This window comes from Variovorax boronicumulans (genome assembly GCF_040544675.1).
GTDB classification, from domain to species: domain Bacteria; phylum Pseudomonadota; class Gammaproteobacteria; order Burkholderiales; family Burkholderiaceae_C; genus Variovorax; species Variovorax boronicumulans_D.
The window spans coordinates 443,842-456,623 of sequence record NZ_JBEPKK010000002.1 but is presented as its reverse complement, the minus strand read 5'-3'; the positions used below and the strand labels follow the sequence as shown (position 1 = coordinate 456,623).

At 71.1% G+C, this 12,782-nt stretch carries 3 protein-coding genes; all 3 read left to right on the top strand.

The annotated features are described in order from the left end of the window. The first annotated feature begins 30 nt into the window (after positions 1-30). The 3 genes from ABIC90_RS05160 to ABIC90_RS05150 all read left to right on the top strand — a co-directional run bounded on the left by ABIC90_RS05160 (position 31) and on the right by ABIC90_RS05150 (position 12,737). Positions 31-744 carry a Vgb family protein gene (locus ABIC90_RS05160; RefSeq protein WP_354352980.1) on the top strand — a complete coding sequence of 238 codons (714 nt, stop codon included), beginning with the start codon at positions 31-33 and terminating at the stop codon, positions 742-744. Between the two features lie 185 nt (positions 745-929). Further along, complete coding sequence (locus tag ABIC90_RS05155) at positions 930-2,684, top strand: ShlB/FhaC/HecB family hemolysin secretion/activation protein (RefSeq protein ID WP_354352979.1); 1,755 nt, start codon at positions 930-932, stop codon at positions 2,682-2,684. Positions 2,685-2,693: 9 nt separating this feature from the next. Beyond that, entirely contained in the window at positions 2,694-12,737 is a 10,044-nt protein-coding gene (locus tag ABIC90_RS05150) for a two-partner secretion domain-containing protein (protein WP_354352978.1), read from the top strand. Positions 12,738-12,782: the final 45 nt, after the last annotated feature.

Here is a 12,782-nt window from a genome sequence, read left to right as displayed (position 1 = left end):
ATCCGCGTTGCGCCACACAAGGAGCCATTCATGAGCAGCAGCGAGACAGCGACGACGACGACAACGACAACCAGCAACAAGGCACCCGCCGCACCCGAAGCGCGCGCCGCCGAGATCGTGCGCGAGTACGGTCCCTTCGACGGCGTGGAATGCGTGGGCGGCGTCACCCACGACGGCCAGCGCGTGTGGGCCGCCGGCGGCGCCCGGCTGTTCGCCTTCGACCCCGAGAGCGGCGAGCGCACGCGCACCCTGGACCGCGCCGCCGATGCCGGCACCGCCTTCGACGGCAAGCACCTCTACCAGATCGCCGAGCAGCGCATCGACAAGATCGACCCCGCCACCGGCGATGTGCTCAGGTCGATTCCCGCACCCGGCCACGGGAGCGATTCGGGCCTGACCTGGGCCGAGGGCAGCCTCTGGGTGGGGCAGTACCGCGACCGCAAGATCCACCAGATCGACCCCGAGACCGGCGCCGTCGTGCGCACCATCGAATCGAACCGCTTCGTCACCGGCGTGACCTGGGTCGACGGCGAGCTGTGGCACGGCACCTGGGAAGGTGACGAGAGCGACATCCGCCGCATCGACCCCGCCAGCGGCGCGGTGCTCGAGCGGCTGCAGATGCCGCAGGGTGCCGGCGTGAGCGGGCTCGAGTACGACGGGGCCGGACTCTTCTATGCCGGCGGCGGCGGCAGCGGCAAGGTGCGCGCCGTGCGGCGGCCGCGGGCCGGCGCGCCCGCTGCCTGACGCCTGACGTTCCTGGCGCCGCCACGAGGCCGGTGTAGCTACGGATAGCGACATACGCGGCCACAACAAATTCTCACAATTTAGAACTTATCGGTAAAGCAGCCCGTCGACCCTTGCGCGCCCTGCGCAAGGGTCCGCATCGCCTTCGCGAGTGGGCTGTCTACACAAGGTTCTGTGAGACGCCCATGAAGAAGTCGCAGCCGTCGGCGCCGGGGTTCGCCCGTGTCGCCCGTGCATCCGCAACCGCCCTTGCCGCCCTGCTCTGCACGCTGGCTGCGTCGCAGCACGCCTTTGCGCAGGTCGTGCCGCCCGCCGTGCTGCGGCAGAACGACGCCGCGCAACGCCAGCTGGAAGACCGCTTGCGCGAAGAGCAGGACCGCGCCCGCAATGCCGCGCCGGCGCGCCCGGGCACCCAGCCGCAGGTCGAGGTGCCGCGCATCGCCGTGCCCGACCTGGGCGGCTGCCGCGACATCCGGCACATCGCGATCGAAGGCGCAACGCAGTTGCCCGCCGCGCTGCGCGAGCAGATCGACGCCGACTACGCCGGCCAGTGCCTGGACGCGAAGAAGCTCGAGAACATCCTGGCCCTGGTCACCAAGAGCTACATCGACCGGGGCTTCATCACCAGCCGCGTCTACCTGCCCGCGCAGGACCTGCGCACCGGCACGCTCACGATCCGCGTGGTCGAGGGCCGCATCGAGAACTACGAGCTCGATGCCGCGCGCCCCGGCGGCTTGTCGCTCTCCGGCGCCTTTCCGGCCGCGCCCGGCGAGCTGCTGAACCTGCGCGACCTGGAACAGGGCACCGACCAGCTCAACCGACTCGCATCGAACAGCGCCACGCTCGACATCCGCCCCGGCCAGCAACCCGGCGAAAGCGTCGTCGTGGTGCGCAACCCCTCGCGCACACCGGCGCGCCTCTTGCTGTCGGCCGACAACCTCGGCACGCCCGCCACCGGCCGTACCAGCCTGAGCGGCACGCTGAGCCTGGACAGCCTGCTCGGCCTGAACGAGCTCATCGCGATCACCCAGCGCAACGCGGTGCCGTACGACGCGGACCATCGCTCCAGGGCCACGGCGCTCTTGGTGTCGGTGCCCTGGGGCTACTGGAACTTCGGCGCCGACCTCAGCCGTACCAGCTACGGCAACCGCATCGCGCAGCCCAGCGGCAACACGCTGCTTGTCGAAGGCCGCACCGACACCGTCGGCTTCTCGGTCGACCGCGTGCTGTTTCGCGATGCCGGCAGCCGCCTCAACGCCAGTGCGCGCATCGGCACGCAGGACACCACCAGCTACGTGGGCGGCGAACTGCTCGGCGTTGCCAGCCGCAAGCTCACCGTTTCGGAGCTGAGCCTCGGCGGTTTCGTTGCGCTGGGCGGCGGTGTGCTGAACGGGCGGCTTGCATGGGCGCACGGCCTCAAGGGCCTGGGCGCGCTGCACGACCCGGCGGGCCTGGCGCGCGACCAGCCGCATGCGCAGTTCGACAAGCTCAACTTCGACCTCGGCTTCGACCGCCGCTTCAAGTGGGCCGACACCACCTTCGCCTGGTCCAGCCAGTTCAGCGCCCAGAGGGCCTTCGACACGCTGTACGGCTCGCAGCAGTTCCTCATCGGCGGCCCGGGCAGCGTGCGCGGCTCGCTGGTCAACACGCTCAGCGGCGACAACGGGCTCCTGTGGCGCAACGAGCTCGGGCTGCCCTTCGCGCACAACCTGGGCGGTGTGCCGGTGGTCGGGCGCGGCTACATCGGGCTGGACGTGGGGCGTGTGAGCAATCGCGCGGCGGGCGTGCCTTCGGGCTCGATGTCGGGCGCGACCGTGGGCGTCTCGGTGCAGGCGGCGGGCGCCAGCGTCGACCTCTTCGTCTCGCGCGCCATCCGGTTGCCCACCGGCATGCGCCGCGAGTCCACGCAAGTCGGCCTGCGTCTTTCCTATTCCCTTTGAGGTGTTGCCATGAATCACATTTACCGTGTCGTCTGGAATACCAGCCTGGGCCTGTGGACCGCCGTGTGCGAGACCGCCCGCGGCCGGGGCAAGGGAAAGAGCGCGAGCACCGCGATGCTGAGCGCCGTCGCCGCCGGCCTGCTGCTGCCCGCCCTTTGTCACGCGCAGGCGCAGCCTTCGGCCGTTCCCGCGGGCGGCGCGTTGCGCGCCTTCCTTGCGCCCAACGGTGCGACGGTGATCAACATCAACGCGCCCAATGCAGCCGGGCTCTCGCACAACCGCTACCAGAGCTTCAACGTCAACGCCGCCGGCCTGGTGCTCAACAACGGCAACGCGGCGCAGGCCGCCTGGGCCTCGGTGCTGGCCAACGGCCAGGTGGCGGCCAACCCGAACCTGGGCGCCGGGGCGCGCATCATCCTCAACGAGGTGACCTCGAACAACCGCAGCACGCTGGCCGGTTTCACCGAAGTGCTCGGCGGCAAGGCCGACGTGGTGCTGGCCAACCCCTACGGCATCACCTGCTCGGGCTGCGGCTTTCTCAACACCGACCGCGTGACGCTCACCACCGGCCTGCCGACGCTCAACGCGGACGGCAGCCTGCGCGGCTTCTCGGTGCAGCAGGGCGACATCCTCGTCAACGGCAGCGGGCTCAACGCGACCGCGCAACAGATCCTGGACCTGGTGGCGCGCACGGTGCGCATCGACGGCGCGGTGCGCACCGGTGACCTCGGCCTTGCGGCGGGCACCAACAACTGGGACTACGCCAGCCGCACCGTCACCGGCAACGCGGGCGCGGTCGGCGCCACCGGCAGCTACGCCATCGACAGCACCGCGCTGGGCGGCATGTATGCCAACCGCATCCGCATCAGCGCCACCGAGGCCGGCGTCGGCGTGCGCATGCTCGGCGAAGCCGCGGCCACGGCCGACGACTTCACGCTCACGGCGGCGGGCCGCATCGAGCTGGTGAATCGCATCTCGGCGCAGCGCGACATCGCCATTGCAGCCACCGGGCCGGCCGCCTCGACCATCGCGCTGTCGGGCGCCAGCCTCACGGCCAACCGCGACATCGCGGTCGCGGCCGGGCAAGGGGCGGTGGCCATCGACGGCAGCCAGCTCGTCGCCGGCCAGGACCTGCGCGTGACCACCGCCGCCGCCGATGCGGGCGCGCTCACGCTGGCGCTTACCGACAGCAGGCTGGGCGCAACGCGCGACGCGATCGTTTCCGGCGGCCTCGGCAGCGCGCTGCTCACGCGCAGCAGCGTGCAGGCCGGCAACAACCTCGATGCGGGCGCGGGCACCGTCGCGCTGGGCGACGGCGTGGTGCTGCAGTCGGGCAACACGCTGGCTGCGCGTGCAACGGTGGGCGACCTGGGCCTGGGCACGGCCGCCATCGTGGCCGCCAACGGCATCCGGCTCGACAGCGCGGGCGCGACGCAGATCGCAGCCAGCAGCAACGGCGGCGTGCAAAGCACCGGCGGCGACATCGCGATCAATGCCGGCCTGGGCTTGCGCAGTGCAGGCATCGTCACCGCCGACGCGGGCAGCGTGGCGGTGCGCGCCGGCACGGCCATCGACAACAGCGGCACGCTCAATGCCGGGCGCGATCTCTCGCTGGCCGATGCCGCGGGCGGCGCGAGCCAGCGCGTCGACAACGCCGGCCTCATGCTCGCCGGCCAGGCGCTGAACGCCAAAGCCTCCACGCTCAGCAACAGCAATGTCATGCAGTCCGGTGGCGCGCAAACGCTCACGGTCGCCGGCCTGCTCGACAACAGCGCGAAGGTCATCGGGGGCGCGGGGCTCGGCATCCAGGCGGGCAGCATCGACAACAGCGGCTACCTGCAAGCCTCGACAGGCGACAACACCATCGTCGCCACGGACGTGACGAACCGCGGCACGGGCGCGATCTCCGCCGTGACGGGATCGCTGGGCATGACGCTCGCCGGCGCGCTGGACAACAACGGCTACGTGGGCGCGGCGCAGACCGCCCAGGTCCAGGCCGACAGCATCGACAACCGCGCGGGCGCCGACATCGGCAGCGGCCAGGGCGCGGTGATCCTCACCACCGCCAAGGCCTTCGACAACGTCGGCACCGTGCTCGCCGAAACGGGCAGCGCCACGCTCACGGCCGGCGGCCTGCTCACCAACAGCGGCAACCTTGCCGCGAAGCAGGCGCTGAACGTGCAGGCGGGCGGCCTGCTCAACACCGCCGCCGGCTACATGGTGAGCGACAGCGGCAACGTCGTCCTGGGATCGACCGGTGCGCTCACCAACGACGGCGAAATCGTCGCCACCGCCGGCGCGGTGCAGCTCGATGCAGGCGGCGTGCTCACCAACAACAGCTTCGTCACGGCCGCGCTGAATCTGGGGGCGCGGGCGGGCAGCTTTGCCAACACGGCAAGCGGCAACCTGGTGAGCACGAACGGCAACGTGGCGCTGGCGAGCACCGGCACGCTCGCCAACGACGGCGTGGTCGCGGCGCGGGCGGGCGGGCTTTCGCTCGATGCGGGCGACGAGCTCGTCAACAACGGTGACCTCGCGGCGCAGCAGGATCTGAGCGCGCAGACGCGCGCCCTCACCAACCGCGGCAACATCGTGAGCAACGGGGGCGCGGTCGCACTTGCATCGCAAGACACGCTTTTCAACAACGGCACCGTCGCGGCCAACACGGGCAGCGTCACGCTGCGCAGCCAGAACACCGTGCAGAACGAAGGCACGGTCAGTGCCGCGCAAGACCTCGGCATCGCGGGCGTGGGCGCGGGTGCGGTCAACCAGCTGCTGAACACCGGCACCGGCAGCCTGCTGGCCGGCGGCCGCATGACGATTGCCAGCAACAGCGTGAGCAACGCCAGCAAGGCCTGGATCCAGGCCGCCGACGGCAGCACGGTGACAGGCAACTTCGTCGACAACGCCGGCACCTGGCTGCTGTCGACGCAGGCCGGTGCCGTCGACGACGCGCTGGCCATCGGCGCGAACACGAACAACAGCGGCACGCTGCAAAGCGGGCGCAACCTGGGCATGAGCGGCACGCTGACGAACGGCGGCACGGTGTCCGCCGTCGGCAACCTGAGCGTCAACGCGCCCGCCGGCGCGATCGACAACCAGGCCGGCGCCACCCTCCAGGCCGGCCAGGCGCTGAGCCTGGCGAGCAGCGGCAGCCTGCGGAACGGCGTGGGCGCCTTGCTCGCGGGCAACAGCGTGGCGCTGAGTTCCAGCGGCACGAGCCTGGAGCCCAACGGCCTGGACAACCGAGGCACCGTCAACGCCCGGGACGGCGGCGTCACGCTGCGGGTGAACGGCACCATCGCCAACAGCGGCACGATCTACGGCAAGCAGCTGGTCGACATGGCCGACCGCGCCGGCGGCGGCAGCGGGTCGCTCAACAACACCGGCGCCATCTACAGCGACAACACCATGACGCTGCAGGGCGCGGCGCTGGTCAACGCGGCCGGCGCGCGCATCGAGTCGGCCAAGGGCACCACGATCACGGGCACGAGCCTGCGCAACGACGGCGTGTGGCTGCTCGGCTCCGAGGACGCGAGCTCGTATTCGTACGTCACCCTCAGCGGCGCGCTCACCAACACGCGCGACATCCAGACCGTGGGCCATGCCGCCTTCGGCGTGGGCACCATCGACAACACGCAAGCCCCAGGCGACCCGGCCGGCAACGCCACGATCGTCGCGGGCGGCAATCTCACCATCGGCGCCAACACCGACACCGGCGCGGCCGACAGCTTCGTCAACGCCGGCACCCTGCAGGCCGGCGGCACGCTCAAGACCTACTCGCAGGCCGGCATGCGCAACAGCGGCGCCGGCAGCCTGATGCTGGGCGACCGCCTGGACTTCGAGTCGCGCAACACTTTGCTCAACGAAGGCACGATCCAGAACGGCAGTTCCGCGGTGGGCAGCGTGTTCGCGGTCGGCAACATCACCAACGCAGGCACGATCACCTTCGGCACCACCGCCTCGGGCAGCATGGAGCTCTCCGGCGCGCGCATCGACAACAGCGGCACGCTGCAATCGGCGGGCGACCTGGCGCTGCGTGTCCTGGCCGGCGGGGTGCACGGCGCGGGCAGCATCGTGAGCGAAGGCGATGTGTCGATCTCGAGCCGCACCGGCGGCACCTTCTTCGACTTCACGCCGGAGGGCAAGCTCTACGCCGCCGGCACCCTGAGGCTCGCGGGTGCGAACCTCATGCTCAACGACGGCCAACAGCTGACCGCCAACGCGATGGATTTCTCGCTGCGCAGCCTGACGCTCGGCAAGGGCGCGGTGCTGCAGAGCAACGGCGTGATGGGCATCAGCACCGACACGCTGACGCAGGCCGACAGCACCAGCCGCATCATGGCCTCGATGGGCAGCCTGGACACCGGCGCGCAGACCTACAGCGGCCTGTCCGTGACCGGCCCGGGCGGCTTCAACAACATCGGCCTGATCTTTTCGGCGAGCAATTTCAGCCTGAGCGGAACCTCGATCACGAACACCAGCACCGGCGGCATCGCGGCGCTGGGCGACCTGACCGTCAACGCCACCACGGGCAACCTGCTGAACCAGGGCGCGCTGTATGCGGGCGGCACGCTTTACGGCTACGCCGCCGCCGGCACCATCACCAACGCGGCCAACTCGACCCAGTACCTGGGCACGATGGACGCGGGCACCGGCATCACGCTGAGCGCGAAGACCATCGTCAACAACAGCACCATCAGCACGCCGGGCACCGTCAACCTCACGGCCACGACGATCCGCAACGAAGTGCTGGGCGGCGATACGCGGCAGACCAACCTGACCTACGGCCAGGAGGTGCTTATCTCCCAACCCAACGTGCCGCCGGCCGTCTATCAGACGGTGTGGTCGTCGGCGCCGGGCTATGCGACGACGCCGGGCATCAAGGCGCAGATCACCGCGGGCTCGGTCGTGGCGCGGTTCAACAAGTTCTTCAACCTCGGGGCGGTGCTGTCGGCCAACAACCTGAGCCTGACGGGCCAGGGCGCCGCGGCGGCATTCACCAACGACGCGCTCGCGTTGCCCGCCGCTTCGAACGGCTCGACCTACTACTACCAGTCCAACGGGCAGTGGTTCTCCGGATGCCTGTCGCTTTGTGCCTTCCCGGGGACCAAAGCCTGGGCCACGAAGGAAGAGGCCATGTTCAACGGCCGGATATTGCCGGCCACGCCCCCGAGCGGCATCGCCGTGGGCGGCGGGGTCTACGCCGACACCCTCATCGGCAGCGGATTCGAGCTCATCAACAACGGCCTGAGCACGCCCGCGCCGACGGCGCAGAACCTGAAGGCGATGACGGCCGGCCCGGCCAGGCCGGTCGATCCGAAGCCGGAGCCCACGGCGACCGCAGTGGCCGCAGAAACCGGCGCGTCCACGTCGGTGGGCGGCGGTGCCCTCGCCACCCCCACAGCCGCCGCCCCCGCCGGCGGCGCGGGCACCGCCAGCGGCCGCGCGCCCACGTCCGGCACCGTGGCCGCCGGCGGCACCGCCACCATCCGGCCGGTGACCGCCGGCACGCTGGCCGCCAACGCGGCCAACGGCGTGTCGGGCACCTCGTTCGGGGGCATCCGCATCACGCTGCCGACCAACCCCAACGGCTTCTTCGTGATCGCGCGGGACCCGGAGGCGCGCTACCTGGTGCAGAGCAACCCGCTGTTCCAGGTTGCGCCCACGACGGTCGGCTCCGACTACCTTGCCGGCCTGCTCGGCTTCAGCCCCGACCAGGCCGTGCTGCGCCTGGGCGACGCGAGCTACGAGGCCTTCCTGGTCAAGCAGCAGCTGATTGCGCGCACCGGCGAGGACGTGCTGGACGGCTACCAGAACGCCGGCGCCCAGATGCAGGGACTGATGGACAGCGCCGCGCAGCAGAGCACCGACCTCAAGCTTGTCTACGGCGTGGCCCTCACGCCGGAGCAACAGGCTTCGCTCAAGCACGACATGGTGTGGATGGTGGCCACCGAGATCGGCGGCAAGGTCGTGCTCGCGCCGGTGGTGTACCTGTCGGCCGCGACGAAGAGCAGCGTGCTCCAGGGCAGCGTGATCTCGGTGAAGGACGCCAGCCTGAACCTCACCGCGCTCACCAACACCGGCGGCACCATCGTCGCGTCGAACACGCTGAAGGTGGTTGCGGTGGGCGACATCCGGAACGTCTCGGGCACCATCAAGGGCACGAACGTGGCGCTGGCCTCCTCGGCAGGCAGCATCGTCAACCGCACCACGGCGGTGACCACCGGCACTGCGAAGAACAGCAGCACGCAGATCGGCAAGACCGCCACCATCGAGGCCACCGATTCACTGGTGCTGAGCGCCAAGCGCGACATCGCGGTGGCCGGCGCCAGGGTGTCGGCCGGCGGCGACGCGGTGCTGGCGGCCGGCGGCAACATCGCCTTCGACACCCTTCAGGACAAGAGCAGCAGCACCACGGTCAAGCGCTCCTCCAGCCTCTTCGGTTCCAGCACCAAGACCACCACCGTCACCACGGTGAAGCAGGTCGGCTCGCAGCTGGAGGTGGGCGGCGACCTCGCAATGGGCGCGGGCCGCGACATCACGATCGCGGGCAGCCAGGTGAAGGTGGCGGGCAATGCCGTGCTGCAGGCCGGCAACGACGTCAACATCGTCTCGCGCGACAACACCACCACCACCGACATCAGCCGCAAGCGCTCGGGCATCGGCGTGGGCGGCGCCGCCTTCGGCGTGCAGAAGACGACCATCCGCGACGTCTCGACGCGCAACAACGGCGGCAGCGTGGAAACAGGCGGCGACGGCGCGGTGATGGCCGGCCGCGACGTGACGCTGCAGGGCTCGGTGCTGGCGATCGCGAAGGACGGCTACGTGGCCGGCACCAACGTCAACGTGCTGGCCGGCACCAACAGCGACACCTCGCACCGGCGCGACGTGACCACCGGCATCGGCAAGATCGTCGGCTCCAACCAGGCCGGCGGCAGCGTCGGCGGGCCTTCGACCCGCACCAGCACCGAAGCGGGCACGGTGGCCGCCGCGGGCGCAGGCAGGGGCGCCGCGCAGGCCAACGCAGGCGCGGGCGCCGGCGGCGGCGCCAGTGCCTCGGCCGGCGTGGCGGCGGTTTCGCACGAGATCAAGGTGACGGACACCAGCGACACGCGCAACCTCGCCGCGGTGATCCACTTCGGCGGCAACGGGCAGATCGACGCCAGCGGCACGGTCACGCTGAAGGGCTCCAACGTGGCCTCCGACGGCAGCCTGCTCGTCAACGCGGACCGGCTCGACGTGCTGGCCGGGCAGAACACCCAAAGCTCGCACACCAACGTCAACACCAGCAATGTCGGGCTCATGAGCAGCACCGGCAACCAGGGCTCGACCGGCGCCACGGCGAGCAGTTCGGCATCGGGCCAGGGCATGCCGGGCGGCAACGCGGGCACGGGCGCCAACGTCGGCGCATCGACCGACAACCGCGTGAGCTACATGGAGCAGTCCGTCGTCGACACGCAGACGCGCGCGGTGACGCATGTCGGCTCCAACCTCACGGCGGGCAAGGGCCTGCAGGCCAACGTCAACGACACGATGACGGTGGAGGGTTCGCGCGTGGCCTCCGGCGGCGACATGGTGCTGAAGGCCGGCAATCTCATCACCCGGGCGGCCGAGGACGTGCGCGAGACGAAGGTCCAGAGCATGCAGACCGCCAGCGGCTTCTACGCCAGCGCTGGCGGCAGCGCCGACACGCAGGCCAGCGCGGCCACCGGCGCCGGCTCGGCCGTGGGCTCGACGGCGGACGCGGGCGTGCGGGGCGAGGTGGGCTCGTACACCAACTTCACGCTGTCGAACAGCCAGACGACGGACACCAGGGCCAGCGTGTCGAAGATCGAAGCGGGCGGCAACCTCACGCGCACCGCGCGCGGCACCATCGCCGACGTCGGCACCGACATCGTGGTGAAGGGCAACCTGGACCAGTCGGCCGAGCAGATCCTGAGCAGCGCCGCCCGCGACACGCACAGCAGCAGTTCCAGCAGCACCAGCTTCGAGACCAAGACCGGCTTCTACGCCGAGTCGAGTGCGAACGCGCAGGCCCAGGGCCGCGCGGAGCACAGGGGCAAGGCGACCACCACGCAGGACCCCAAGGCCAACACGCAGGCCGCACCCAAGGTGACGCCCGGCATGAGCGTCCCCGGCACGGGTGCGGGGGCGGGCGCCACGGCGGGCCCCGGCGGTACAGCCGGAACAGGCGGCACGACCGGTGCGGGCGCCGCGACCGGCGCCGGCGCCACCACGGCCGCGAACGCACCCGCCGCCGCGCCCGCGGCACCCGGCGCGGCAGCGGCGGCGGACACCGGCTCCGCCAACCAGGTGAGCAAGGGCAATTCCGGGCTGGGCGCGGGTGCCATGGCCGGCGCGGGCATCACCATGTCGTTCGACGTGGGCACGACGAGCGATTCGTCGTCGAGCAGCACCGCGCGCCAGGGCACCATCCAGGTCGGCGGCAACTTCAACAGCACGTCGAACAACCGGACCGTGTTCGAGGGCACCAAGATCCAGGCGGGCAAGGGCGTGAACATCGAGGCCGGCTCGCTGGACTTCCAGGCGGCGGGCAACACCACCCGCACCGACAGCATGGCCGCCGGCGCCGGCGGCGCGCTCAACGTCGACCTTGTGAATTCGACCGGCACCGGGAGCGGCTACGGCAACTACAGCCAGTCGGGCTCGAAGACCAGCACGGCGGTGGCGGGCAGCATCGATGCGGGCACGGGGGGCATCACCATCGTGACGCGCAACGACGCCCGCCTGGAAGGCACCACGCTCGCGGCCGCGGGCCCGGTCGACATCGCCGCGGGTGGGGCACTGAAGATCGACGCCGCGCGCGACACCTTCGAAACCGGCACCCGCTCGGCCGGCGTCACCGCCTCCGCGACGGCGGGCGTCAACCAGGTCAGCGCCAGCGGCAGCATCGACTACGGGCAGTCGAACACCTCGGGCCGGCGCGACCAGGTCGCCACCATCGCGAGCGGCCAGGGCGTGTCGCTCAAGTCCGGCGGCGACACCACCCTGGTCGGCACCCAGGTGACAGCGGCCGGCGACATCAAGACAGCGGCCGGCGGCAACCTGGACATCCAGGCCGCGGGCGGCAAGACCGACAGCAGCGCATTCCAGGTGTCGGTGGCGGCCACGGCCGGCGGCGGCGTGCAGGGCTTCGGCGGCGGCGCCTCGGCCTCGGGCGGCGTGGAGATGTCCAGGAGCGACACCGCCACCGGCGCCACCTTCGAGAGCAAGGGCGGCAAGGTCGGCTTCAGCTCCGGCGGCGACACCACGATGACGGGCACGCAGGCCAGCGGCGCGGCACCGACCTCGGTGGAGGCCGGCGGCAACGTCGTCATGAAGGACGCGGTCAGCACGACCAAGGGCTTTGCCTTCGGCGCGCAGTTCGCGGCGGCCGGCGCGAGCGAGGACACCGAGAAGAAGGGCACGCGGCCCAAGACCACCGGCGGTACGGCGGCACCGGCGGGCACGCCCACAACCGCGCCCACAAGCACGCCCGCCGCGCAGACCACCCCGGCCACGCCGGCAACCTCGCCGGCCCCGGCTGCCGGGCCCGCATGGGTGCCGGGGGTGGCGCCCGCGTCCAAGCCCGCCGCAACGCCTGCGACCACTGCGGTCACCACGTCGCCCGCCACCACTTCTCCCGCACCGGCCGCCGCGTCGACGCCGCCCGAGACCGAGAAGACCATCACCCACCAGCAGCTCAGCGGCGGCAACGGCTCCGGCACCTTCAACGTCGACGTGCAGAACGACAAGAGCAAGCAGCAGACCAACCTGGGCGCGATGACGGTCGTCTCCAACACGAGGAGCGGGGTGGCAACCGTCGCCGCCCAGGTGCCGCTGCCCAGCCAGCTGCCCAAGGGCACGCGCGTCACCGCCACCATGACCGACGGCAAGCCGCTGCCGTCGTGGCTGAGCTTCGATCCGAAGACCGGCAAGGTCTCGGGCACGCCGCCCGCGGGCTTCAAGGGCGACATCCAGGTGATGGTGAACGTGCCGCAGTCGAACGGCTCGGTCGCGCAGACGCCATTGACGATGTCGGTCAAGTAGAAGGGGCGCACGCGCGGCCCGCGCCGCAGTGCTGCCGCTGTTGGG

Bases quoted from the DNA above. Each gene is read 5' to 3' on its own strand.
- ABIC90_RS05150 (WP_354352978.1), top strand. From the start codon at position 2,694: ATGAATCACATTTACCGTGTCGTCTGGAATACCAGCCTGGGCCTGTGG.
- ABIC90_RS05160 (WP_354352980.1), top strand. From the start codon at position 31: ATGAGCAGCAGCGAGACAGCGACGACGACGACAACGACAACCAGCAAC.
- ABIC90_RS05155 (WP_354352979.1), top strand. From the start codon at position 930: ATGAAGAAGTCGCAGCCGTCGGCGCCGGGGTTCGCCCGTGTCGCCCGT.